Below are 24150 nucleotides of genomic sequence, written 5' to 3' on the forward strand. Positions count from 1 at the left end.
CATAGGAACTACTCGATGCCACCGTCAGAACTGGTTCGGGAAAAAGCATACGCCGAGAGCTGCAGCGCGTGCGAGCGGCTCGCGCCGTCGCGCATGAGCGAAGCCGCCACGCGACTGGCATCGAATGGACTTGCGTTCGGTGGACTGATTTTCATCCTGCTGGTCTTCGCCGTTTCGGCAGCTGCACCCTGGCTCGCGCCCTATGACCCGAACGCCGCCGACCCGGTGCTGCGCCTTGGCGGCATCGGCACACCGGGGCACCTCCTTGGCCTCGACGCTCAAGGACGCGACATGCTGAGCCGCCTGATCTGGGGCGGCAGGACGTCGCTCGTCGTGGTGATCCCCGCCGTGCTCGGAGCCTGCGTGCTCGGTCTCCTGCTTGGTCTGTACGCCGGCTATTCACGAAGCCGTGCGAGTGCGGTCGTCATGCGCTTCATCGACATCCTGTTTGCGTTTCCGATGATCCTGTTTGCGATCAATCTCGCCACGACGTTCGGACCGGGCATCTTTACGGTGACCGCGACCGTGCTGTTCTGCGCGCTGCCCTATGTCACGCGGGTGGTCTATGCCGAAGTGCGGGCAGAGCGGGATAAGGAGTATGTGGAGGCTGCGCGTGCGCTGGGTGCATCGTCCTTCGAGATCGTCTCGCGCGAGATCCTGCCGAACGTGCTGACGTCGGTAGTGGTGTATGGCACGACGCTGATCGGCGGAATGATCGTGTTCCTCGCGGGCCTGAGCTTTCTAGGGCTTGGCGTACAGCCGCCCACGGCTGATTGGGGCCGCATGGTCGGCGAAGGCGCTCGAGTGATGCTACTCGGCGGCGGTCATGTGGCAACCCTTCCCGCGCTGGTGATCGTCGCCTTCGCGCTTGCGTTCAACTGGTTCGGGGACGGTCTGCGCGATGTGCTTGATCCACGCGATTGACCGGTCCTTGAACGAACCCGCTTAACCGTCACACGCCCTTGCGGAGATCCATGTGCCACTGCTGAAGATTGAACAACTGAAGGTGGATTTCACTGGACGACGCGGCCTTGAAAGCGCCGTACGCGGTCTGGACCTGAGTATCGAAGCGGGAGAAATCGTCGCGCTGGTCGGGGAATCCGGTTCGGGCAAGAGCGTCACGGCGGCAGCCATTGCCGGCCTGTTACCGCGTGAGGCGAGCGTGCGCGGAACGGTTGAGTTCGAAGGGAGCGCGCTGTTGGGCATGCCGGAAGCCGCACTCGAACAAGTTCGTGGCAACAGCATCGCGATGGTCTTTCAAAACCCGCTCAGTTCGCTCGATCCGTCGTTCAGGGTGGGCGCGCAGCTTCAGGAGGTCGCACGGCATCGTCGCCATGTCAGCCAGGCTGAGGCGCTTGAGCAAGCGGCCACGTGGCTCCAGCGCGTGGGTATCGCCGATACAAAACGGGTCTTGCACGCATGGCCGCATGAGCTGAGCGGCGGGATGCGGCAGCGCGTGATGATCGCGATGGCGGCGATGGGTCAACCCCGCCTGCTGATTGCCGACGAACCGACTACCGCGCTCGACGCCACGCTTCAGAAAGAAATTCTCGCGCTGCTGAAGAGTCTGAACCGTGAGTTCGGAATGGCCATTCTTATCATCACGCATGACTTCGGCGTGGTGTCATACCTGAGCGATCGGGTGGCCGTAATGACGGCCGGGCGGATCGTCGAACATGGGCCAACAGCGCAAGTGCTGACGGCGCCTCGCCATCCGTATACGGCGAAACTTATTGCAGCGGTGCCGGAACTGGGGCTGCGGCGCCTGGACCCATCGCCTGCACGACGGCTTGGGGAAAGCGCTGGTAGCGAAGCCTCGGGATCGACTGTTTCGAAACCACGCACCTCTGAGACCTTGCTGAAAGTCGAGGGACTGTCCAAAACATTTGTTATTGAAAAATCATGGCTGCGTTCGCGTGTGCGCACACTCGATGCTGTAAGCGACGTCCATTTCGAAGTCCTCCGTGGCGAGATCTTTGGCCTGATCGGGACATCGGGTTCCGGCAAGTCGACACTGGCACGCCTGGTCGCGCACCTGCTTGCATCGACTGGCGGCAGCGTGCACTTTGCGGGCGCTGACCTGGCACAGTTCGACGCCGTCGCACTACGGCGCTTCCGTCAGCGCTTTCAGTTCGTGTTCCAGGACAGTACGTCATCGCTTAATCCGCGCCGCACGATCGGCGAGCAACTTTGCGACCCGGCGCTGCGGCTCGGCGCGGCCCGCGACCAGGCTCACGCTTACGAACTTGCCGTTGAAGCCATTGAGCGCGTCGGGCTGAAAGCCGAGCATCTCCGGCGCTTTCCCCACGCGTTTTCCGGCGGGCAGCGGCAGCGGATCGGGATCGCCCGGGCGTTGGTTGTAAAGCCCGAATTCATTGTGCTCGATGAACCGACTTCCGCGCTCGATGTATCGATTCAGGCGGACATACTCAACCTGTTGCTCGAACTTCGACAGACCCTCGATCTGACCTATCTGTTCATCGGCCATAGCTTGCCGGTGATCGAATTCATGTGCGACCGCGTGGCGGTGATGGAGAACGGCCGGATCATCGAGACCTTCAATGCCGCTGATCTCAACGCCAATGCACGCAAATCTTCCACCCGCACCCTGATCGACGCCGTGCTGTCCTTGCCTTCGCCGTCGCGCAAGCCGTCAGGCGCCGGCTCGACCCAGAATGCCCCTGCCGCAGAGTTCACGCCATGACGCGACGCCTGATCTACAACGCATTCACACATGTCACGCCCAATCACCACAGCCACGGCTACTGGCGTCACCCCGAAGGCCGCATCCAGCTCGACTACAAGCGGCTGCAACCCTGGCTGGATCTTGCGCGCACGGTCGAGCGCGGCAAGTTCGATACCGTATTCCTCGCCGATGTAGTGGGCGTCTACGATAAATTCCGCGGCAGCGGCGACACCTCGATTCGCACAGCGATGCAGTTTCCGAGCCTCGACCCGGCCAGCCTCGTCTCGGCATTGGGCGCGGTGACCGAGCACCTGGGCTTTGCGGTCACCAGCTCCGTCATCCAGGATCATCCCTTCGATTTCGCCCGCAAGATGTCCACGCTCGACCATATGACGGACGGGCGCGTGGCATGGAACATCGTCACGTCATACCTCGATAACGCCGCCCGCAATCATGGGCAAAGCGCGTTGACGGAACACGATGAACGCTACCGCTGGGCGGAGGAATATGCCGATGTTGCCTACAAGCTTTGGGAGGCAAGCTGGGAAGACGATGCGCTAGTGACGGACCCGGAGCGAGGAGTATTCGCCGATCCCGCCAAGGTGCATAAGATCCATCATCGCGGGCAGCGTTACTCGGTCGAGGGACCTCACCTCTCCGAACCTTCGCCGCAACGCACACCGCTCCTGTTCCAGGCCGGAGGATCGGAAGCCGGGCGCTCGTTTGCGGCACGCCATGCCGAAGCCACGTTCATTGCGTCGCGCACACCTGAAAGCGCCGCCCTGACGGCTGCCGATCTGCGGGCACGCGCGCGTGCCTTCGGTCGTGCCGAGGACGAGCTGAAGATCATCGTGTCGCTTGCGCCGGTTATTGGTTCCACCGAAGCCGAAGCGCTCGCGCGCCGTCGCGAACTGAAAGAGTGGCTGAGCGTGGAAGCATTGCAGTCGTTCTGGAGCGGCGGTCTTGGCGTGGACCTGTCGAACATCGACCCCGCACGGCCCATTTCCGAACTGCTGCTGACGAACCACGTGCGCGGCAACGTGCGGGCTTTCATCGAGGCCGCGCCGGACCATGTGGTGACATTCGGCGAGTTGTTGCGCGAGACCGTGTCCGGCCGTTTTGCCGGCACGCCGGAACAGATCGCCGATGAAGTCCAGCGCTATGCCGACGCCGGTGTGGACGGATTCAACGTGGTGCCGGTGACGACCCTGGGCTGGTGGAGCGAATTCGTCGACCATGTGGTGCCCGTGCTGCAAAGGCGTGGCCTGATGCAGAAAGAATACGCGCCCGGGACCTTGCGCGAGAAGATTCAGGGACACGGGCCTTACTTACCCGACCATCATCCGGCACGCGTTACACGCTCGGCGGTACGGACGTTTTCATCGAGGAATGTGGAGGCGGTGTCCTGAACCTGCACGCCGATAGTCGCCGTCATAACCGAAACCCGAAGGCAAAACCAGATCGAGTACCGTCCAGCAGACATCCTGATTTGCAAATCATCAATTGATGGTGGCGCGCTCATCCAGCGCGTCGCCATAATCGCTGAACGCAATGGTTCATATAAGGAGCCGCTGGATGTCAAACGTTCCAAGCGAAGTCGACGCGTTGCCCGTTTCACGGACTGCTCAGGCAAAAGGGTCCGTAACGTCCCGTACCCCTCGCGCCCCCCGCGCCCCATTACTCAGCGACGCGTTGCTCGCGCGCATCGGCGAACGCGCCGCCGGCTATGACCGAGAAAACCGCTTCTTCACCGAAGACCTCGACGACCTGCAACGCGCCGGCTTTCTCCACGCCGCCGTTCCTGTTTCACTGGGTGGGCTCGGCCTCACGCTACCGGAGTTGCTGCGAGAACAAGTCCGCCTCGCTTATCGCGCGCCGGCGACCGCCCTCGCGTTGAACATGCATCAATACTGGATCGGTGCCGCGCTTCATCTGTTACGCAAGGGCGATACCTCCGCGCAATGGATACTCGAAGAAGCCAGCGCCGGCAAGGTGTTCGCCGCCGGACATGGCGAACCCGGCAACGACCTGGGCCTGGCTCATTCCTTCGTCACGGCGACGCCGCTACCCGACGGGAGTTATCGTTTCAACGGCCACAAGGTCATGACCTCGCTTGCACCGGCATGGGACTGGCTCGGCGTGCATGGCCTGGATGACTCCGATCCGGCGCACCCGAAGATCGTGCATGCGTTTATCCGGCGCGAATCGCCGGGGCATCGCACGGTCCAGACCTGGGACGCTCTTGGGTTGCGCGCCACACGCAGCGACGATACCTATCTTGAAGGAGCCATCGCAGCGCGGGAACATGTGACGCGCGTGCTGCCCGCCGGCATACCCAACGATCCGTTCGTGGATGGCATCCTGGGCGCCGTGCTGCCAGGGCTCGGCGCGGTGTATTACGGCATCGCGAAGCGTGCGTTCGACCTGGCCGTAGGCGAAGCGCGCAACCGCAAGTCGGCGGCACCGCACGGGCAGACCTACGCGCATAAGCCGTTCACGCAAGCTGCGGTGGCAGAAGCTGCGATCGAGCTCGACAGTATCGAAGCGTTGATCGAGCGCGTGGCGGCGCAGTGGTGGGAAGGTTATGCCGAGGATGAACTCTGGATCGCGAAATTGCTGGCAGCAAAACAGCATGCCGTGGACGGCGCGCTGCGGGTGGTAAACCTGTCGCTGGGCATAGCGGGCGCGGCGTCTTTGTCGCGGCGGAACGAACTCGAGCGTTTGTATCGCGATGTCCGCGCTGGCGCATTTCATCCGCCGAATGCCGACGCCTCGCATGAGGTCATCGGCCGCGCGTATCTCGGCGTGCTCGATGAGCTTTGACGAAGCGGAACCCCGCCGCCCATGTCAGATCGCCGAGCGCTCAAGCATGAAATTCTGAAACTGAATCAGCGTCGGATCGGATGAGCGGTGGGGATGGAGGCGAATAACAAACTGCCACGACCCCGGTAATTCATGCTCCGGAAACAGGCGAACCAGACGGCCGTGGGCCAAGTCAAAATCGATCAGCGGTGAACGGCCCAGCGCAACACCCTTCCCCGCAATCGCAGCGCCGATGATCGGGCTGAAACTGCTCAACCGGACCAGGTTCTGCTCTGGAAGCGCTCCCGCGCCGAGCAGCGCAAACCACGTCTGCCAGTCTATTTCACGACTCGATGCGTGGTGTTCCTCCTGCAGCAGCCGATGCTCGGTCAGTGTCTGCGCAGTAGCGGTCCGTGGGTCCATCAACAGCGGGCTGCACACGGGGAACACGGTCTCCCGGACCAGCGCCCGATCGCCCGGGTGCGGGTCCGGCTCATCGCCTGACGAGCTTGTCAACGGCACGCGCAGAATCGCGATATCGATAGTGTCATTCTGCCAGTCGGGCTCGTCGTCAAACACCCTCAGGTTCACCGCAATCTCCGGATAGCGCGTCGAGAATTCAACCACATGAGGCGCGAGCCACAGCGATGAAAATGGCGCATTGGCGGAGACCGTCAACGTGCGGCGACGCTTGCGCCGCCGCATGGTCAACCGCTCGCAGGCTTCGCCCAGCGGAATCAGGCTGGCCTCAATAGCCGCCAGCAACTCCTGCCCGGCGGACGTGGGTTGCGCGCGTGAAGTCGTGCCGCCACGGTGCATCAACGTTGTACCCAGTGCGGATTCCAGCGCGCGCAATTGATGACTGATGGCGCTCTTGGTAACGTTGAGCTCTTCCGCCGCGCGGCTCAGGCTGCCAAGTCTGGCCACGGCTTCGAACGCCTTCAGGGCGGCTAAGGGTGGAATAGGCGGAATGTGCGGAGAGGGTCTTGGCATGATGGGTAAAGTTTAGCTCAACCCCGGTTGAGAAAGCATCGCTCGCGCGCAGCGCGGGTCCATGCCACGATGATCCAATACCTTGAGGAGTCACCCTGATGTATTTCGATCTTCGCCTTTGGCAACTGACTAAAGGACTACGCGGGCACATGGTGCTTAGCATCGTCGTCGGACTGCTGGCCCTGCTGGCCGGAATCGCACGCTTTGTGTTTCTCGGCCAGTTGCTCGCACTGGTCTTGCGAGGCAGTCAGTGGCAATCATGGGTAGCACCCTCGGTCGCCGTGGCGGCGGCTATCGTGCTGCGTGCGTTGCTGGATCACTGGCGCGCGGGCATCGCCTGTCGCACCGCAGCACGAGCCCAGGAAACCCTGCGTGGCCGGTTGTACGACCGCATCGTGGCGCTTGGACCGGCCTGGTTCGCCGAACAACGTACGGGCGGCGTGATGCTGTCGGTCATCGACGGCGTTGAGCAGTTGCAGACCTTCTTTGGGCAGTATCTGCCGCAACTGGCCGTGGCCCTCTGCGCGCCATTTGCCATCTTCGGTTTCATCGCGTTCTGGGACCTGCCCGTGGCCACCGTGCTCCTGGTCGCGGCCCTGGTGGCGTTGTTCGGACCGATCGCCGTGCATATGCATGAACGCCGCACCAGCCTCTCGCGCGCCCAGGCATTCAAGGAGTTCGGTGAAACATTTCTCGACGCAGTCCAGGGCCTGCCGACGCTCAAAGCGTTCGGGCAAAGCCGCGTATGGGGCGAACGCCTCGCCGCGCAGGCGCGCGCTGTCTCCGACAACACCTTCTGGGTGCTCGCGGCGGGCCTTCTTACACGCGGCATCGTCGATCTTGGAGCCGCTCTGGGCGCCGCGCTGGCGCTCGTTCTTGGCGCGTGGCGCGTGACCCACGGGGAGATGGGCCTGACCACGCTCCTGATCGTCCTGATGGCGGGTACGGAGATTTTCCGGCCGCTGCGCGACCTTCGGAGCGTCTTGCATCAGGGCATGCTCGGGCAGGCCGCGACGGCGGGCATTCGCTCGCTGCTGGAGGCGAGCCCGCCCATGCCGGAAGCCGGCACGGACGCGTTGCGCGACGCCCCTTCGTCGCTGGATTTCGACAACGTACGCTTCGCCTATGCCGGCGGTCGGGGACTCGCGCACCGCGGACTGACATTCTCGGTGGCGGCAGGCGAGCGCATCGGCATCGTGGGGCCGAGCGGCGCAGGCAAGTCGTCGATCGTTCGCCTGCTTCTGCGTCAGTACGATCCGCAGGGCGGCAGCATCCGCATTGCAGGACAGGACGTGCGGTCGCTGGACCCGGATGCGCTGCGCGCGAAGATTGCGGTGGTCGCGCAGGACACCATGCTGTTCGCGGGTACCGTCGACGAAAACCTTCGGCTCGGGCGCCCTGACGCCACCGCTGATGAAGTAGAAGCGGCCGCGCGGGCAGCTTACGCTCACGACTTTATCGCGAGTCTGCCTGACGGGTATCAGACCTCTATCGGCGAACGCGGTGTTCAGCTTTCGGGCGGCCAGCGCCAACGGCTTGCCATTGCCCGGGCGCTGCTGCGCGATGCCCCGATTCTCATATTGGATGAAGCGCTCTCCGCCGTCGATGCGGAAAACGAGGCGCTGATTCAACGGGCGCTGGATCGTCTGATGCAAGGCCGTACCACGCTGATTCTCGCGCACCGGCTGTCGAGCGTGATCGACGCTGATCGTATCCTGGTGCTGGACGATGGCCTTGTCGCGGAGAGTGGTACGCACGACGAACTGATGAAAAGAAGCGGGCTGTATCACCGGTTGATGGCGGCTCAAGCAACGCCTCACAATGTATCTGCATTGCGCGCCGATGCCGCTGCACCCGGTCCTCAGGCAGGCGCGCCCGGAACAACAACCGCGCTAACAAGCGAGACGGAAGAAGAGACCGCGCAAGGTCCGCGCGAGCTGGATGCTGATGCGAAGACCCTGGACTGGAAGGCGACCCTGGCGTCCCTGGTCACAGCAATCCACCCGTGGCGAGTACGATTGGTGCTGACCATTCTATTGGGCGTCGGGCGAGTGACGGCCTTCATCGGCGTCGGTGTGCTGGGCGCATGGCTGGTCGCCGCACTGCGTGCCGGCAGCCCGCATCAGACGATCGAGGTGTGGCTGTTGCTCGTTGCCCCGCTGGCGGCCATTCTTCACTGGCTTGAATCCTGGCTCGCACACGACATGGCGTACCGGCTGCTCGCGGATCTGCGAATACGCCTGTTCGCCCAACTTGACCGCCTCGCGCCGGGCTACCTGCTCCGCCGTCGCTCCGGTGACCTCGTCACGCTGGCCACGCAAGACGTCGAGACCATCGAATATTTCTATGCGCATACGGTCGCCCCGGCGATCGTCGCAGTGCTGGTCCCGGCCGCGGTGATAGCCGTCCTCGCGCTGGCAGCCTGGCCGCTTGCGCTCGCACTGCTGCCGTTCCTCGCATACGCGATGCTCTCGCCAGTGCGCGGACGCAGCCGTATCGATGTGCTGGGCAGCAAGGCGCGGGAATCCTTGGGCCTGCTCGGCGCGCATATGACCGAGACCATCCAGGGTTTGTCCGATCTGCTCGCGTTCCAGGCGACCGGGCGCCGGCGGGAAGCGTTCATGACGCTGGCGCGCGAATACAGCGTGACCCGGCTCGCGTTGCTGGCGGATCTGGCTCGACAAACCGCGCTACTGGATGTCGTAACCGGCCTCGGCGGATTGGCAATCGCGGTAGGGGGCGCGTTTCTGGTCTCGGCCGGGCAGCTTTCCGCGGCCTGGCTGCCGATGCTGATCCTGCTCGCCATAGCGGCCTTCATGCCCGTGGCGGAGATCGCGCAAGTGGGCAGGCAACTAGCCGATACGATCGCGTCGGCACGGCGGTTAAGGGTCGTGCATGACGAGCCGGTTCAGGTACTCGACGGAGACCTCGACTTGCATGCAGCGCCGGGTGGTTCGGAGGTTCGCTTTGAAGACGCGCGTTTCGCCTACGCCGAGCGCACGCAACCCGTATTGAACGGCGTGTCTTTTCGCGTGCGCGCCGGCTCTACCGCGGCGCTTGTGGGGGCCTCAGGCGCCGGCAAGAGCACCATTGCAAATCTGCTGTTGCGGTTCTGGGACCCGGATACAGGTTCGGTGCAAGTGGATGGTGTCGACTTGCGGCGCTTGCGGCTCGACTCGCTACGCGCTCACGTTGCCCTCGTGTCACAGGACACGTATCTGTTCAACGACACGCTTGAGGCCAACATCCGTCTCGCCCGGCCCGACGCCAGCGAGGAAGCGCTGCGACTCGCGTTGGCGCAAGCGTCGCTCGGCGACTTCGTGGCAACGTTGCCGGAAGGACTCGCCACACGAGTCGGTGAACGTGGCGTGCAGTTGTCGGGAGGCCAGCGTCAGCGTGTTGCCATCGCGCGCGCTTTTCTCAAGGATGCACCGGTACTGGTTCTGGATGAAGCAACGTCACATCTGGACGCCATCAGCGAAGCACAGGTACACGCGGCGCTGAAAACCCTGATGGCCAACCGCACGACTTTGATCATCGCGCATCGTCTCGCGACCGTACGCGAGGCCGATCTGATCATCGTGCTGGACCAGGGCTCGGTCATTGAAGTGGGACCCCATGCGCAACTGCTCGCCAATAACTCGATCTATGCGCAGCTCGTCAACCGGCAACAGGTTGGCAACGGCGTGCAGCAGTCCGCGTGAGGCGATTGGTCCTGGGCGCCACCGCCGCTTATAGGGATATGCCAACGCTGGCCAACGCTGCCGGCTGGTTCCCCGTTCATCAATGAACCTTGGGAAAACCGTGGCGCTCGGCGAGCAGATCCAGGATGCGACGGGTATCGGTCACGAAGCGTTTGTCGCCGAGCGTCTGTGCGTCGGCGGGCACCGGATGCTCATCTCCGAGAATCAGCACGGGCAAGCTCTGATGGTCCTCGTCGAGCGCCGCGACGACTGCCTCGCGCGGGCGCGCAAACGGCAGGCGATGAATATCGAGGCGTGAGGTTTTCGACGGATCGCTGGCCAGCAGGCCCTCGATAGGCGCGCCGTCCGGGCAGATGAAACGCTCCCCAGGATATTTCGGATCGGTGAAACCGGGTTCCAGCAGCAATAAAAGGTCTTGGCTCACGATGTGACAATCCTCGAAGAAGAAAGACGAATCGAACGACCCCGCTCCATTGGAGCGCAGTCGTTGTGAATAAATCGACAACTCGAACCACTGCACGCCGATGCATGTGAACCGACTGCGTGTCTCACACCCCGAGACCTCTAGAACACGCGGCCTTCAGTCAGATGCGTGGTATCGCCGTTCAATTGATAACCGCCGATCACTCGTGCCTTGTGCAACAACGGGTTGTGGCTGAAAATCGTGCGCAGGTTGCGCCAGTGACGATCGAAATTGTGCACGCGCGACGTGGCGGACGCGCCGCCCGCCTCGAACAAACGTTCTCCCGCATGCAACGCCAGCTTGCTCACCACCAGCTGTGTCTTGGCCGTAGCCAGCGCGCCCTCCAACACCCATGCTTCGGCATCGTCAGCCTGAGCGCGAATGGCGTTCGCCGACCGGTCCAGTACGCGCGCATTCTGCTGCACCAACGCATCGATCGCGTGACTGTGTGCCGCAAGATCGCCCACCACCTGTTGAATGAAATGATCCTCGCGCGCCGATGCAGCCGGACTGTGAAGCACCGGTCGTCCATGCTTGAGCACGTAGTTTTCAGCATCTGCAAGAACGTTGCGGACTATGCCGGCGGCAACCGCGACCAAGTGGAGTTGCCGCAGCGCCCCGCCATGCCGCCCTGCCAGGGTCGTATTGCCGCGCGGCGCGACTTCGCTCGCATAGACCTGCACGTTATCGAGTACCAGGCTGCCACTGGCGGTCATCCGCTGACCCATGCCGTCCCAGTCATCCAGTATCTGGATGCCCTCTCGAGTCACAGGAACGACGGCAACCACGGTGTTGCCCGCTTCATCCTGCACGTTGATGCGCGCATAGTCGGAAAATGCCGTTCCGGTCGAGTAGTATTTCTTGCCTGTCACGCGATAGTCGTCGCCGTCGCGTCGTAATATCGTGCCGATTTCACCGGGCCTCGACGTGCCGCGCTCGGTTGAAGCCCCCCCGAATATCGCGCCCTCCAGCAAGCGCTGGATTTGCGTGTCGTTGAACGCTGAACGGGGCGACAGAAGGAGCGACTCGGTCAGGTCGAAATGGATGCGCAACGCATGGGCTACGTTCGATTCCTCGGCAGCAAGGGTCGCGATTACATGAAAGAGGTCTTCCAGCGAGCCGCCCAGTCCGCCCCATTCGACCGGGAGTCGCAGCAAGCCCAGGCCGGACTTGCGAAACAGCGCGAAACCATCGAACGGCAATTCGCGCCGCGCCTCGCGCGCTGCCGCGTCCTCGCCTATTTCATGTGCCAACGCCGGCAGTGCGGCTAACGCGGCATGCAGTCGCGACGTTGCGGGGACTTCAGAGGGTGCATTCATAGTTTTTAATCCTTCTGGTAGCTTACCGGGCTTACAACGCGCAGTCGGCAAGGCGTCACCTGAACTGTTATCCCGAGAGTGGATCGCACTGTGACAGCGCAATAATGTAGTCGTCGGTTCACTGCGTCGCTCTATCGATTTCAGCTTTGCATATGCATTGTTCTGTGAAGACCAGCGTGATCGAGGGTTGCGCCGAATCGCCCGCGGTCACCCAGCGTCCGGCCAATTTAGATGGAGGTGTCGTGCCTTACGCCCTTGATGCCGTCGACGCTGAACGCCTTTGGGGTATTTCCCGACACTCATTGACTGAGCGACCTTAAAATAAAATCAACCACAGGTATCGCCTTCCTCGATCTCCAGGTGAATTCTCAGTCGGCCGACGTGTCCTCAAAACAAAGGAAACTATCTGATGTTCAGTGCAAAGTTCAGACGACTATTCATGCTGGCCATCGCGACCGCCATCGGCACATCGGCGGTAGTTGCTGCGCCGCTGCTGGTCATAGGCGACGGCGGTGTCCCCGCGTTCTACACCTGGACGGAGCAAGTGCCGCCAACGCCCGGGCAAATGCTGCGCACCGGGCAGTTGACGCCGCAGCAAAGCCTCGCCGAAGCCGGCCAGAATATCCGGATCCTGTATACGTCAACCGATGGTCTCGACAACCGCGCCCCGATTGTCGTGTCCGGTGCGCTGTTTGTGCCGAAGGGTACGCCGCCGCAAGGCGGCTGGCCACTGATGGCGTGGGCGCACGGCACTGTCGGCAGCGCCGACGTGTGTGCGCCGTCGTTTGCAGGCCGCAGCGAACGTGACACGCGCTACCTGGATTACTGGCTCGCACGGGGATACGCAATCGTCGCGACGGACTATCAAGGTCTCGGGACACCCGGCCTGCATCCGTACGGGCTCACACGCCCTCTCGCGTACGGCGTGCTCGACAGCATCCGCGCGGTTATCGGTGGCGGTTTCGACCTGTCGGCGCGGGTGGTTGTATTCGGGCAGTCGCAAGGTGGTCGCGCCGCGTTCGCGACGGCCGTCTATGCAAAGACCTATGCGCCCGAGCTGAACATTGTCGGCGTGGTAGCGACCGGCACGCCGTACGCGGCGGCCCATGAGCACGCGGATGACACGGATCTGGCGAACGCACGCAAGTCAGTTGTCCCGACCTTTGCGTACGATATGCTGCGACTCAGCACCGCAACGCTGCTCGATCCGTCGTTCGTACCCGCCGACTACCTGAACGACCGCGCGATGCCGGCGTTCGAAACCAGTCAGCGAGCATGCTTGCACGCAATTGAGCAGAGGATCGTGGCAGACGGGCTCACGTTCGACAGCAGCTTCAAGCGCTCGCCGAAGCCGGCGCTCGCTGCGATCAACCGCGAAGCGGCGTATCCGACGCTGAAGTCGGACATCCCGATCTTTATCGGAACGGGCGGAAAGGATCGCGATGTGTTTGTGCCCGGCCAGGTCGCACTCGTCACCAACGCATGCAAGGCTGGCGACAGAATCGAATGGCATGTATATCCGGGGCTTGACCATTCCGGAACCGTCAACGGCTCGCTTCCCGATTCCACGCAGTTTGTCGCAAGGGCATTTGCGGACGAGCACATTATCGGTAATTGCGAATCCTTACCCAAGCTTTAGCGGGATTCATTCCTGGAGGGAGGCCCTATCGCTAACCGATGATGGCTTTCCAGCGTCACCACGGATGCCTGTTCACAGGCCTTGCTTCGTCAACAAAGCCGTTCGTCTTCGCGTCCCAGGCATAGGCGAGCGCCATACTGCGACAACGCCCTGACCTGCATCAACTGCGCACAAACAGCGACAGCGATGGAAGCGGGCGCCTTATCGACGATCCCCTCCACGCCGATCGGACAGGTCATCTCAGTCAATCGCCCAGGGTCCACACCTCGATCAGTTAACCGCCGCTCGAATTTCACGCGTTTCGTCTTCGACCCGATCATGCCGAAGTAAGCGAAATCGTTTCGTCTCATGATTCGGAAAGCTAACGAAAAATCCAGCGAGTGGTCATGCGTCATCACCAGAAAACAGGCGCCGGCCGGCGCCGAATCGACAATCGCATCCGGCGTATCAGTCGCTTCGATCTGCACGTTGCCGGGCACTTCGTCGGGAAAAAGTTCGTCGCGTGCATCGACCCACTGGACCACGCAAGGGAGCATGCCCAGCAAGGTAACGAGCGCATGCCCGACGTGCCCCGCGCCAAACAGGACGATATGCGTTGGCAGTGCAGCCGATGGTGTCAACAACCCACTACGACGGCCGATAACCACAGATTCACGGAGCATTTCCATAGCAAGCCTCGGCTCAACGAGCGGCAGCCGCCGCAGCCACTGCAGTGCGAACGGCGCCCACTGCTTTCAAGATTTCTTCGCTGGTCGCGGGTGCATTCAGCGGCGGATTCACGGTGTTATTGCCTACACTCGCCACTGCATCGCGGATCGCGAAGAACACCGAAAACGGCAGCAGCAAGGGCGGTTCGCCGACAGCCTTCGACCGATGAATGCTGTCCTCCGAATTACGGTTCTTGAACAACCGGACGTCGAACACAGGCGGGCAATCATTGACAGTCGGGATCTTGTAGGTCGATGGCGCATGGGTCATCAGCTTGCCGCCCGCGTTCCACCACAGTTCCTCGGTCGTCAGCCAGCCCATTCCCTGGATGAAACCGCCTTCGACCTGCCCCACATCCAAAGCCGGATTGAGCGATGCGCCCACGTCGTGCAATGCATCAGCGCGCAGCACGCGCATTTCGCCGGTCAGCGTGTCGATCACGACTTCGGAAACCGCCGCGCCATAAGAGTAGTAAGAGAACGGCCGACCCTGCATCTTCGACTGGTCCCAGTAGAGCTTAGGGGTCTTGTAGAAGCCATCGGACCACAACTGCACCCGCGCGCGGTACGCCTGCATGATCACTTCGTCGAAAGGGATCGCCTTGTCGCCGACCACAATCCGGTCGTCGACAAAACGCACGTCGTGCGCATCGACCTGCCCCTCGCCATAGTGTTCCGCAGCCAGCGCCGCAAGCCGTTCGCGCAATTGCCGGGCGGCGTCCTGCGCCGCCTTGCCGTTCAGATCGCTGCCGGTCGACGCCGCGGTCGCCGACGTGTTCGCGACCTTGCTCGTGTCGGTCGCTGTGACACGGACACGGTTGAAACGGATGCCAAGCTCATGCGCGACTACCTGCGCGACCTTCGTATTGAGCCCCTGGCCCATCTCCGTGCCGCCGTGATTCACGAGCACCGAGCCGTCGGTATAAATGTGCACCAGCGCACCGGCCTGGTTGAAGTGAGTCACGTTGAACGCAATGCCGAACTTCACCGGCGTCAGCGCGAGCCCCTTTTTCAGCACATCGTTGTTCGCGTTGAATTCGCGCACAGCCTCGCGGCGAGCGCGGTAATTGCTGGTCGCTTCGAGTTCGTCAAGCAGTTCGTGGATCACGTTGTCTTCGACCGCCTGCCCGTACGGCGTCACGTTGTGCTCGGCCTTGCCGTACAAATTTCGGCGGCGCACATCGAGCGAATCGAGCCCCACCGAACGCGCGATGTTGTCGACAATGTATTCGATCGCAAACGCGCCCTGCGGTCCGCCAAAGCCGCGAAACGCCGTGTTCGACTGGGTGTTGGTCTTGCCGCAGAACCCGTCGATAGACACATGCGGCAGCCAGTACGCATTGTCGAAATGGCACAGCGCGCGGGTCATCACCGGACCTGAAAGGTCAGCCGAAAAACCGCAACGCGACGTCATGTCAACGGTCACGCCATCGATCAGGCCGCTGTCGTCATAGCCGACTTCGTACGTGTAGTGAAAATCGTGCCGCTTGCCGGTGACCATCATGTCGTCGTCGCGATCCGGACGCAGTTTCACGGGGCACAGAAGCTTCCATGCGGCAAGCGCTGCGCAGCACGCGAACAGTCCCGATTGCGACTCCTTGCCGCCAAAGCCGCCACCCATCCGCCTGCATTCGACCAGCACGTTGTGCGACGCGACGTTGAGCATATGCGCGACCATGTGCTGCATTTCCGACGGATGCTGCGTGGAGCACCACACGTGCATGCCATCGTCGTCCTTCGGCACTGCGTATGAAATCTGACCTTCCAGGTAAAACTGTTCCTGGCCGCCGAGCAGCATTTCGCCGGTTTCGCGATGCGCGGCCCACGCGATCTTCGCACTGGCGTCGCCACGCGCGAGCTTCATTGGGGGCAGCACGTGCGCGTTGGCCGCGCGCGCCTGTTGCGCCGTGAGGATCGCCGGCAACTCGTCATACACGACCTCCGCCCGGCGCGCGGCGCGGCGGGCGATGTCGTGCGACATCGCGACGACAATGAACATCGGCTGACCGACGAACTGCACGATGCCATCGGCGAGGATCGGGTCGTCACCGTGGATGATGGGGCCGACATCATTCGCGCCGGGGATGTCGTCGGCAGTGAGGACGGCGACCACGCCAGGCGTCGCGCGCACGGCATCGAACGACATCGATACGATCCTTGCGTGCGCCTTCGCCGACAATCCGAGGGCTGCGTGCAGCGTGCCGGCGATCACCGGAATGTCGTCGGTGTAGCTCGCGCGGCCGCTGACGTGCAGATGCGCGGATTCGTGCGGACGCGAAACGTGGACCTGCGCGAAGTCTGCTTCGAGGAGATCCTTTGCTTCCTTCATGTCCTTCAGGAACGGTTCGGCTTGCTGATTCATTCTGTTGTTCTCCGTGTCCTTTGAGGTTCAGGAAGCCGTCACTGCGCGTACGTCCAGCGCCGCTTTCGGCAACGGATTATTCGGACGTGTTTCGAGCCAGAATCGATGCAACGTGTTCTTCGCGGCTTCGAGCCGGTAGTCGCTCGACGCGCGCATGTCGGACAGCGGCGCGTAGTCCTTCGCGAGCGCGAGCATGGCTGCCTGCGCGGTGGCTTCGTGCCAGTCGGCATCGCGCAGCACGGCTTCTACATGCGTCGCGCGCTTGGGCGTTGCGGCCATTCCGCCGAACGCGATGCGTGGATCGCGAATCGTGTTGCCGTCGGCGATAAAAGAAAGCGCCGCGCACACCGCCGAGATATCCGAGTCGAAACGCTTCGACAACTTATAGGTGCGGAACTGCAGATTCACGCGCACGCCGGTGCGCGTCGGCACTTTCAACCCGAGGACAAATTCGTGCTCGGCCATGTCCTTCTTCTGATACGCAAGGTACAAGTCTTCGAGCGGCATCTCGCGCTCGACATCGTTTCCGCGAACGATCACGTGTGCGCCGAGTGCGATCAGGCCCGGCATGGAGTCGCCAATCGGTGAACCGTTCGCGATGTTGCCGCCGAGCGTGCCGGCGTTGCGGATCGGCAGCGACGCGAAGCGCTTCCACATTTCCTTCAGTTCGGGATAGTGCTTCGCGAGTTCTTCGTAGGCCCGCTCCACGGTGACACCCGCGCCAATTTCGATCCAGTCATTCGACGTTTCGATCTTCTGCAGCGCGCCGATTCGCCCGACGTAGACGATATCGCCCAGATCGCGCATCAGTTTCGTGACCCACAGGCCGATGTCGGTGCTGCCGGAGAGAATGCGCGTCGATGGTTTCGCGGCCTTGATACGCGCGAGTTCATCGACGGTACGCGGCGCGTCGAAGCGCTGGCCCGCATGTTCGTAGCGGAACATGTCTTCGCGTTCGAGCGTAGCGAGCGTGCGGGACAACGCGGCGAGATTGACCGGCGCTTTGGGCGCGGGGACTTCGAACATCCGTACCGCTGCATCGACGATAGGCCGGTAGCCGGTACAGCGGCACAGGTTGCCGGTCAACGCGTCGGATATATCGGCGCGTGACGGTACGGTTTTGTGCGCGCACGAATGCTCGTGGCCGTGCTTTTCGTATAACGACCACATCGACATCACGAAACCGGGCGTGCAGAAGCCGCACTGCGAGCCGTGGCATTCGACCATCGCTTGCTGCACCGGATGCAGCGAACCGTCGGGCTGACGCAGGTCTTCGACGGTGAATAGCGCTCGGCCGTCGAGCGTCGGCAGAAACTGAATGCACGCGTTGACCGCCTTGAACTTTACGCCGCCCGCTTCGTCTCGTTCACCGAGAACAACCGTGCACGCGCCGCAATCGCCTTCGGCGCAGCCCTCTTTCGTGCCAGTGCAAAGCGCGTCTTCGCGCAGGTACTGGAGGACGGTGCGCGTGACGGCTGCGTCGCTGACTTCGCGGATCGCGTTGCGGTGGTAAAAGCGGATGGGCTGGCTCATGTCTCGATGCTCGCGTTGGTTTGCGTTATTGCTCTACGGGTAGGTGTAGCAGTTGTAGCGTCCCGCGGCTTTTTTCCGGCTGGCCTGACCGCCGACGCAGTGACGGTTCGAAAAGTATCACTGTCAATATTTAGAACCCATAGCGGGGGAGATATGCGCGTCATATCGCTGCGGCGATAAGTCACGGGCTGTACGGAGGGTTGGGGGTATATCGACGCGTCTTTCTGGTCGACGGAAGCCGTCGGGACCTCGGGGTTCGCGCGATCGGCAAAGCTGTCGTGATGAATCCACGGACGCATTTGGGGGCTGTCGTCGACATTCCGGCCACCTTGCCGCCTATGCCGTCATGCGCGACCACCGCTTTTGCTATATTCCCTGTTTTCTCTGGCAACCTTTAAATCATGCGAGTCGGCCGTCCGGTTCAAGCTCTGCCTCATCCGAATTGCGACTATTGCGGCGCAAAGGCGACGCTTGTGCGGCCCGGAGAGGCGGCTTACCCCTATCAGGACGGACACGGGCCGCTATGGCTATGCGCACCGTGCGAGGCCTGGATCGGGATATTCGCACGCAGTACGCGCAACCTCCCGCTCGGCCGGCTGGCGAATGCCGAATTGCGGGAATGGAAAGCGAAACTCCACGCCGCGCTGGAACCCATGGCTGAGACAAAGGCCAGGCGCGACGGCGTGAGCATCTTCGAGGCAAGATCAAAGGGCTATAAGTGGCTGGCGGGGGAACTGGAGATAGAGCCGAAAGCCTGCAACATCAATTTGCTGGACCTTGAGCAATGCAAGGCGGCTGTCGGCGTAATCGAAGAATTCGAACAAAATCGCCGGACTGCCACCCCTTCAGAATAACCGCGACCTGTACGTTAACCTGTGGACAACTCTCCTGACAACTCCATGGCCCGTACCCTACCGTTTAACCGCAGCGCGCAAGCAACGCGTGTCCGCTTGTCCAAAATGCAGCTTCTTCCGATGCCCAGGGCGGAGGCGGACACACTTTCATTGCACGCTCATTGCGCACTGCAGGCGCTGCGCGACGGCACCGGATGGATGGCCGGAACCCAATCCCTTGCAGAAGTCCTGATCCTGACGGCGTACGTCGCCGAGGCCGGATACGGACACGTCACCCGCGAGGCGTGGCTGCAGGGCGAGATAGCGATTAACGCTGCGTTTGCGCAAGGCCAGGCCACGGGCGTCTGGAAACTGGACGACGCAAGCTGCCAGCAGCTCGCCGGCATCGTATGCGTGCACGATGCGCAACTCCACAACGCCCCATTGGGCGTACTCGCCGCGGCCAGCGAGCGGCTTGAGCGCCTTAAAGCTGGCGAAGCGGATCCGATGCCAAAACTAAAGAGGGCGTGAACGGAAAATCTTTCTTACTTTCCTGGTCTCGCTCCGAATTTCCCTTGAAGCCGCCTACCGGATTCGCCGCGCCACCCATAAGCCAATTGCCTTGTCCGCACGAGCGGGTTTCCACGGTGTCAAAACTTCACAACACTGCATGCGTCATTCGTGAAATAAAGTGACATGGGTCATAGCAAAATGATTAAATTGATCCGGCTGCTCCCGATGTGACCGGACTTGCACCGCCTGCGGAGAGTCGTCTTGTTGTGCATTGGCATCTGTGAAGATCGGCAGAAGACGCGCCGGTCAAATCTAGCGAGAGCACTATGTCGCCTTGGTTAGCCGTCGCCTTAGGCGCTGGAGTTTTCAGCGCGGTCGTCAACGTGGCTTGCAATGCGGTTGCTCGCAAGCGCAACTCAGCGCGCAGCGCCACCGAGCGTGTCCATGCCGGTCGTCATACCGCATTGGCTACGGCCATCGTCCTCGAAGAGTTTGCCCACCGCTGTCAGGTGACCATCGATCGCGCAGAACGCAGAGACCTGTCAGAGCAGCGGCATGTGCAGTTGGGCGACATAGAGATACCGCCTTTTGCGTTTTCCAATGACATCCAGTGGCGCGATCTCGACGCCGGAAAGGCATCGTACCTTCGGGCCTTCAGCGCCGATCAAACGCATAACGCCGAGCGGATCCAGTCGAATGACCGATGCTCGAATGTTGACGAGTTCGCCGCCTACATCAAAGGGCATTGTGCTGAATTCGGGCGACGCGCATGGCTGATGGCAGTTGAATTGCGCGAAGAAAACGAATTGGGCGCGGTCAAGGATCACGACTACCTGATCGAGTTCGACGCAGCACTCAGCCGATACACGGCATGGGAACAGCGCCATAAAGTCCGCAACGAAAGAGTCCCCGCCGCTCCTTCGCACGTGACTCAAAGTCCGCACCGTTCCGGAAACAGAGGAAGGGGACTCGCCGTGGGCGGCTCGGCGTAGGTCTATGTTTGTTGTTGGTAATCGTGCATAGGCTGCGTTCGGTGTTGCCGTGTGCGGACTCCTACAGCCTGTGAGGACCTGTTTCCCGTATATTCTCACCGGTTGCCATTCACTCCGCCCTCACCATATCGAAACGCGAAACCGCATTGTTTCGAATTTTTGATTCGCATGCCAAATTAAACCAGCGATGAATAACGTACGGCGGCAACCGATTGATTGCTACTGGCAAAACCATGACCTTGATAAGGCACCTTGCATATTTCATCGCTTGATCTTACGCAAGCGCCCCGGTACCCGCTGGTTTGAACGGCCGTCCACCAAACGAAGGCCGCGTCAGAAACATAATTCGGCGCAGTATGGTTTCAAGCAAAAATGCGACAATCACGCATCATTCGTCTGAACCCACGAGTCCGATTACGGAACTGAAAGTATCTGGGGTGTCGTTAGTTTGCCGATCTTCCTGCGTACATGATTCCTCCTGAGTTCGCCGCACTCCTTCTTCGTCAAATAGAAAGCTGATTTCCGAAATGCATACACCCATGAAGCTTTCACGTCGCGCAGTGCTTGGCCGCGGCCTCGCCGTTCCCTTAAGCCTGAGTCTGTCGCCATTTATGGCGCTCCGGTCTGAAATCGCTAACGCCGCCACATCTTCGCTAGCCATCGTGATGAATTCCGGCGAAGCCAGTGTCTCGGTCATCGACATGGTGTCGCACAAAGTGGTTCGTACCTTACCCACGCTGCGCGAGCCGAGTCACTGGGCACTTTCGCAGGACCGCAACAAACTCTATATAGCTGATGCGAGCGGCAATGCGTTATTCATCGTCGATCCACATACCGGTACCGCGCTCGGTCACAAGGTCATTGCCGATCCTTACCAACTTGGCTTTACGCCGGATCATCGTTACCTCGTCGTCAACGCGCTTCGACTCGATTATGTCGATGTTTATCGCGCTGACGACCTGAGCCTCGCCAAGCGTTTCTCACCCGGCTCCATGCCGAGCCATCTGGATTTCTCGCCGGACTCGCGGTGGAGCTTCAATTCCATGCAAGGGTCGGGAACACTTGTCTCATTCGACCTGACCACCATGGCGATACGGTGGAAGTCGAAGGTAGGTTCAACCCCGGCCGGCGTGCTGTGGCATAACGGCAAGGTGCTTGTCTGCGTCATGGGTAGCGATCACGTGGCGGAGGTCGATCCGGTTACGGGTGACGTGCTGCGACGAGTCAAGACGGGAATTGGTCCGCACAATATCTTCCTCTCGCCGGACGGCAGCACGCTCTACGTGTCCAACCGTATCGGCGGCTCCCTGGTCGCCCTCGACCCCACCACCTTTGCGATACAACGCACGTATCCGTTCCACGCCGGCGGCCCGGACGACATTGGCATCGCACCGGATGGCAAGCTATGGGTTACGTTGCGCTTTCGTGAACAGGTCGCGGTGCTGGACCCAAAAAGCGGCGCTTACGAGACTATCGATGTGGGACGCTCGCCGCATGGCATTTTCCTTAGTTCAGAATTGAGCCGTAAGGGTCCAATCACCGCGGAAGCTTTGTAAAGAACGCCATGCTGATATTCCTCGACAGGTTGTTCAACGCTCTGGCCGGCGAGATCGATCAGTACCTCGTCCTGCCGCTGCTGTATCACTTCGGCTGGATGCAGTGGGAAGAGCTGTCTTTCGACTGGGTACTCGTGTGCGTGTATGGGATGTTCGCTGTCGTCGTCACCTATGCCGTGTGCTGGCCGCTGGAAGCACTTTTTCCGATCGAGCACTGGAAAGATCGAAAAACGGTGATGACAGACGCGTTCTATACGGTGCTCAATCGCGTCGGTGTATTGCCGGTCGTCAGCTTCCTGCTGTTCTATCAGGTGCAGGTGTGGGTCAACGGATTCGTGGTCGACCACGGCTATATCCCGCCAACGCTGGAGACTGTCGTACCGGCGCTGCTCGGACACCCGATCATCACGTTCTTCGCATACGCGCTGATTCTCGACTGCGCGGACTACTGGCGTCACCGCCTGTCGCACTCATGGCGCGGCTGGTACGCATTGCATGCGCTGCATCACGCGCAACGGCAGATGAGCTTCTGGTCCGACGACCGCAACCACCTGCTGGACGACCTTGTTGCGGCAATCTGGTTTGGCGTGGTCGGTCTGGCGATCGGCATTCCGCCGCTGCAATTTCCGCTGCTGTTCCTGTTCATGCGCTTCGTCGAAAGCCTGAGTCACGCCAATATCCGCATGTCCTTTGGCTGGCTTGGTGACAGGCTGCTTGTCTCGCCGCGCTTTCACCGCCTGCATCATGGACTGCGTGCGGCTGGCCGTAACTCCTGCAATTACGGCGCTGTTTTCCCGATCTGGGACATCGTGTTTCGCACGGCCGACTTCTCGGCGGAGTATCCCCCCACCGGAGACCGGCGCGCGCCTGAGTCGATGGCAAGCGGCGGTTACTTCGCTCAGCAACTGGGCGGTTTGCAGTTTTTCCTCGATGAAATCCGGCAGCCATCGAAAAAGGCGCGCCGCAGTTCTTGACGGCGTTGGCACGGCCGCGTGCGCAGCCCGGCATCTGATAACCGATGCCGGGCTGCGGGTACTACGACGAGCGCGACACCCGCGAACATTGCCCAAAGCTCACGCCACTTTTCCCCCACCAGCAAGCCTCCCACCCACCTGCTAACATGCGGGTCGCTGAGGCGCAAACGCGAGCGCGTCAAGCCTCTCTTACCTATTCTGACCCGCCATGTCTCTGCTTAACCTGCTCGTCCCATGGGAACCTTCTTTCGGGCTCGTGGCAGTTTTCGTTATCACAGCCTTTCTGTATGCGCGAGGATCGCGCCACGTTCGTATCAGCATTGCCCGGCGAATAGCGTTTTGGGTGGGTCTTGCGCTCTTCTACATAGCCCTTCACACGCGGCTCGACTACTACGCCGAGCACGAGTTCTTTGTACATCGGCTCCAGCATCTGGTACTGCACCATCTTGCCCCGCTGATCCTGATGTCGTCTTATCCAGGCAGTACACTCCGGGCCGGCCTGCCGTTGCGTTGGCGCAGTGCGCTGCGGCGTTGGCAATACCGCAGGCCAGCGCGTGTACTCGCTGCCGTTGTGCTGAATCCGGCCTTCATCTCGGCGGCGTTCGTCATCTCGGTTGTCTTCTGGCTGATTCCATCCGTGCAGTTCGTCGCCATGCTGGACTGGCGCATCTACACGTTCATGAACTGGTCAGTCGCAGTGAGCGGGCTGCTGTATTGGTGGATGCTGCTCGATCATCGACCGCATCCGCCGAGTCGTACCCGGCCCGGCTTGCGAGTGCTGTCGCCGGTCATCACCATGACCCCTCAGATTCTGGTCGGCGCGATCATTACATTCTCGGCGCACGACCTCTATCCGGTCTTTACGCTTTGCGGCCGTGCGTTCACGTCGGTTCCGGCGACGCTCGACCAGAGTCTCGGCGGACTCATCATGTGGGTGCCGGCCGGAGTGCTTGAGGCGATCGGCGCCATGATGGCCTTGCGCCATCTGATGCGTCTGTCCGAACTCCCCGCCCGTGTGCCACCCAAACCGAGGCCTGCGAAACGGCGAGCGAAGCCTGCCCTGGGGAATTGACG

General features: G+C 61.5%; 18 protein-coding genes. 12 read left to right on the top strand and 6 right to left on the bottom strand.

Going from position 1 to position 24150, the window contains the following annotated elements:
• Positions 1 to 15: 15 nt before the first annotated feature.
• From ACSQ36_RS32655 to ACSQ36_RS32670, 4 genes are all read left to right on the top strand, one after another.
• On the top strand, positions 16 to 924 hold the full coding sequence (locus tag ACSQ36_RS32655; RefSeq protein WP_436185242.1) for an ABC transporter permease: 909 nt from the start codon (positions 16 to 18) through the stop codon (positions 922 to 924).
• Positions 925 to 976: 52 nt separating this feature from the next.
• Positions 977 to 2704, top strand: a complete 1728-nt coding sequence (locus ACSQ36_RS32660; RefSeq protein ID WP_436185243.1) for a dipeptide ABC transporter ATP-binding protein — start codon at positions 977 to 979, stop codon at positions 2702 to 2704.
• Positions 2701 to 4095, top strand: coding sequence for an LLM class flavin-dependent oxidoreductase (locus tag ACSQ36_RS32665; protein ID WP_436185244.1), 1395 nt, complete (start codon positions 2701 to 2703; stop codon positions 4093 to 4095). Before ACSQ36_RS32660 ends, ACSQ36_RS32665 begins: the two co-directional genes overlap by 4 nt.
• Positions 4096 to 4261: 166 nt before the next feature.
• Positions 4262 to 5509, top strand: a complete 1248-nt coding sequence (locus ACSQ36_RS32670; protein ID WP_436185245.1) for an acyl-CoA dehydrogenase family protein — start codon at positions 4262 to 4264, stop codon at positions 5507 to 5509.
• A 24-nt stretch (positions 5510 to 5533) separates the two neighbouring features.
• Here the strand turns inward: ACSQ36_RS32670 and ACSQ36_RS32675 are convergent, their stop codons facing one another.
• Positions 5534 to 6481, bottom strand: a complete 948-nt coding sequence (locus ACSQ36_RS32675; protein WP_436185246.1) for a LysR substrate-binding domain-containing protein — start codon at positions 6479 to 6481, stop codon at positions 5534 to 5536.
• A gap of 98 nt (positions 6482 to 6579) precedes the next feature.
• Between ACSQ36_RS32675 and ACSQ36_RS32680 the strand changes: the two genes are divergently transcribed.
• Positions 6580 to 10185, top strand: a complete 3606-nt coding sequence (locus ACSQ36_RS32680) for an ABC transporter ATP-binding protein (protein WP_436185247.1) — start codon at positions 6580 to 6582, stop codon at positions 10183 to 10185.
• Positions 10186 to 10264: 79 nt separating this feature from the next.
• On the opposite strand, the gene ACSQ36_RS32685 is transcribed toward ACSQ36_RS32680, so the two are convergent.
• Entirely contained in the window at positions 10265 to 10609 is a 345-nt protein-coding gene (locus ACSQ36_RS32685) for a DUF3088 domain-containing protein (RefSeq protein WP_436185248.1), read from the bottom strand.
• A gap of 140 nt (positions 10610 to 10749) precedes the next feature.
• Positions 10750 to 11967 (bottom strand): acyl-CoA dehydrogenase family protein, encoded by a 1218-nt coding sequence (locus ACSQ36_RS32690; RefSeq protein WP_436185249.1) that lies wholly within the window; start codon positions 11965 to 11967, stop codon positions 10750 to 10752.
• A gap of 409 nt (positions 11968 to 12376) precedes the next feature.
• On the opposite strand from ACSQ36_RS32690, the gene ACSQ36_RS32695 reads away from it, so the two are divergent.
• Positions 12377 to 13606, top strand: a complete 1230-nt coding sequence (locus tag ACSQ36_RS32695; RefSeq protein ID WP_436185250.1) for a lipase family protein — start codon at positions 12377 to 12379, stop codon at positions 13604 to 13606.
• Between the two features lie 89 nt (positions 13607 to 13695).
• Here the strand turns inward: ACSQ36_RS32695 and xdhC are convergent, their stop codons facing one another.
• The 3 genes from xdhC to xdhA are packed head-to-tail and all read right to left on the bottom strand — an operon-like array spanning position 13696 to position 18208.
• The gene (xdhC, locus tag ACSQ36_RS32700) at positions 13696 to 14274 is read right to left on the bottom strand and encodes a xanthine dehydrogenase accessory protein XdhC (protein ID WP_436185251.1); all 579 of its coding nucleotides are present in this window, start codon (positions 14272 to 14274) and stop codon (positions 13696 to 13698) included.
• Positions 14275 to 14287: 13 nt separating this feature from the next.
• Positions 14288 to 16675, bottom strand: a complete 2388-nt coding sequence (gene xdhB / locus ACSQ36_RS32705) for a xanthine dehydrogenase molybdopterin binding subunit (protein WP_436185252.1) — start codon at positions 16673 to 16675, stop codon at positions 14288 to 14290.
• Between the two features lie 27 nt (positions 16676 to 16702).
• Complete coding sequence (xdhA, locus tag ACSQ36_RS32710; protein WP_436185253.1) at positions 16703 to 18208, bottom strand: xanthine dehydrogenase small subunit; 1506 nt, start codon at positions 18206 to 18208, stop codon at positions 16703 to 16705.
• A 401-nt stretch (positions 18209 to 18609) separates the two neighbouring features.
• On the opposite strand from xdhA, the gene ACSQ36_RS32715 reads away from it, so the two are divergent.
• The 6 genes from ACSQ36_RS32715 (at position 18610) to ACSQ36_RS32740 (ending at position 24148) form a co-directional block, all read left to right on the top strand.
• Entirely contained in the window at positions 18610 to 19062 is a 453-nt protein-coding gene (locus ACSQ36_RS32715; RefSeq protein WP_436185254.1) for a zinc-finger-containing protein, read from the top strand.
• Between the two features lie 45 nt (positions 19063 to 19107).
• On the top strand, positions 19108 to 19572 hold the full coding sequence (locus ACSQ36_RS32720) for a hypothetical protein (protein WP_436185255.1): 465 nt from the start codon (positions 19108 to 19110) through the stop codon (positions 19570 to 19572).
• Between the two features lie 308 nt (positions 19573 to 19880).
• Positions 19881 to 20546: a hypothetical protein gene (locus ACSQ36_RS32725; RefSeq protein ID WP_436185256.1), complete on the top strand. Its 666-nt coding sequence runs from the start codon at positions 19881 to 19883 to the stop codon at positions 20544 to 20546.
• 539 nt (positions 20547 to 21085) lie between these two features.
• Entirely contained in the window at positions 21086 to 22102 is a 1017-nt protein-coding gene (locus ACSQ36_RS32730) for a YncE family protein (protein WP_436185257.1), read from the top strand.
• 8 nt (positions 22103 to 22110) lie between these two features.
• On the top strand, positions 22111 to 23076 hold the full coding sequence (locus ACSQ36_RS32735; RefSeq protein ID WP_213763823.1) for a sterol desaturase family protein: 966 nt from the start codon (positions 22111 to 22113) through the stop codon (positions 23074 to 23076).
• Positions 23077 to 23284: 208 nt separating this feature from the next.
• Positions 23285 to 24148 carry a cytochrome c oxidase assembly protein gene (locus tag ACSQ36_RS32740; RefSeq protein WP_436185258.1) on the top strand — a complete coding sequence of 288 codons (864 nt, stop codon included), beginning with the start codon at positions 23285 to 23287 and terminating at the stop codon, positions 24146 to 24148.
• Positions 24149 to 24150 lie beyond the last annotated feature (2 nt).

Origin of the sequence: Caballeronia sp. LjRoot34 (genome assembly GCF_964253815.1) — a bacterium.
GTDB lineage: Bacteria > Pseudomonadota > Gammaproteobacteria > Burkholderiales > Burkholderiaceae > Caballeronia.

Bases quoted from the DNA above. Each gene is read 5' to 3' on its own strand.
- ACSQ36_RS32655 (WP_436185242.1), top strand. From the start codon at position 16: ATGCCACCGTCAGAACTGGTTCGGGAAAAAGCATACGCCGAGAGCTGC.
- ACSQ36_RS32665 (WP_436185244.1), top strand. From the start codon at position 2,701: ATGACGCGACGCCTGATCTACAACGCATTCACACATGTCACGCCCAAT.
- ACSQ36_RS32670 (WP_436185245.1), top strand. From the start codon at position 4,262: ATGTCAAACGTTCCAAGCGAAGTCGACGCGTTGCCCGTTTCACGGACT.
- ACSQ36_RS32675 (WP_436185246.1), bottom strand. From the start codon at position 6,481: ATGCCAAGACCCTCTCCGCACATTCCGCCTATTCCACCCTTAGCCGCC.
- ACSQ36_RS32680 (WP_436185247.1), top strand. From the start codon at position 6,580: ATGTATTTCGATCTTCGCCTTTGGCAACTGACTAAAGGACTACGCGGG.
- ACSQ36_RS32690 (WP_436185249.1), bottom strand. From the start codon at position 11,967: ATGAATGCACCCTCTGAAGTCCCCGCAACGTCGCGACTGCATGCCGCG.
- ACSQ36_RS32695 (WP_436185250.1), top strand. From the start codon at position 12,377: ATGTTCAGTGCAAAGTTCAGACGACTATTCATGCTGGCCATCGCGACC.
- xdhC (WP_436185251.1), bottom strand. From the start codon at position 14,274: ATGGAAATGCTCCGTGAATCTGTGGTTATCGGCCGTCGTAGTGGGTTG.
- xdhB (WP_436185252.1), bottom strand. From the start codon at position 16,675: ATGAATCAGCAAGCCGAACCGTTCCTGAAGGACATGAAGGAAGCAAAG.
- xdhA (WP_436185253.1), bottom strand. From the start codon at position 18,208: ATGAGCCAGCCCATCCGCTTTTACCACCGCAACGCGATCCGCGAAGTC.
- ACSQ36_RS32715 (WP_436185254.1), top strand. From the start codon at position 18,610: ATGCGAGTCGGCCGTCCGGTTCAAGCTCTGCCTCATCCGAATTGCGAC.
- ACSQ36_RS32720 (WP_436185255.1), top strand. From the start codon at position 19,108: ATGGCCCGTACCCTACCGTTTAACCGCAGCGCGCAAGCAACGCGTGTC.
- ACSQ36_RS32725 (WP_436185256.1), top strand. From the start codon at position 19,881: ATGTCGCCTTGGTTAGCCGTCGCCTTAGGCGCTGGAGTTTTCAGCGCG.
- ACSQ36_RS32730 (WP_436185257.1), top strand. From the start codon at position 21,086: ATGAAGCTTTCACGTCGCGCAGTGCTTGGCCGCGGCCTCGCCGTTCCC.
- ACSQ36_RS32735 (WP_213763823.1), top strand. From the start codon at position 22,111: ATGCTGATATTCCTCGACAGGTTGTTCAACGCTCTGGCCGGCGAGATC.
- ACSQ36_RS32740 (WP_436185258.1), top strand. From the start codon at position 23,285: ATGTCTCTGCTTAACCTGCTCGTCCCATGGGAACCTTCTTTCGGGCTC.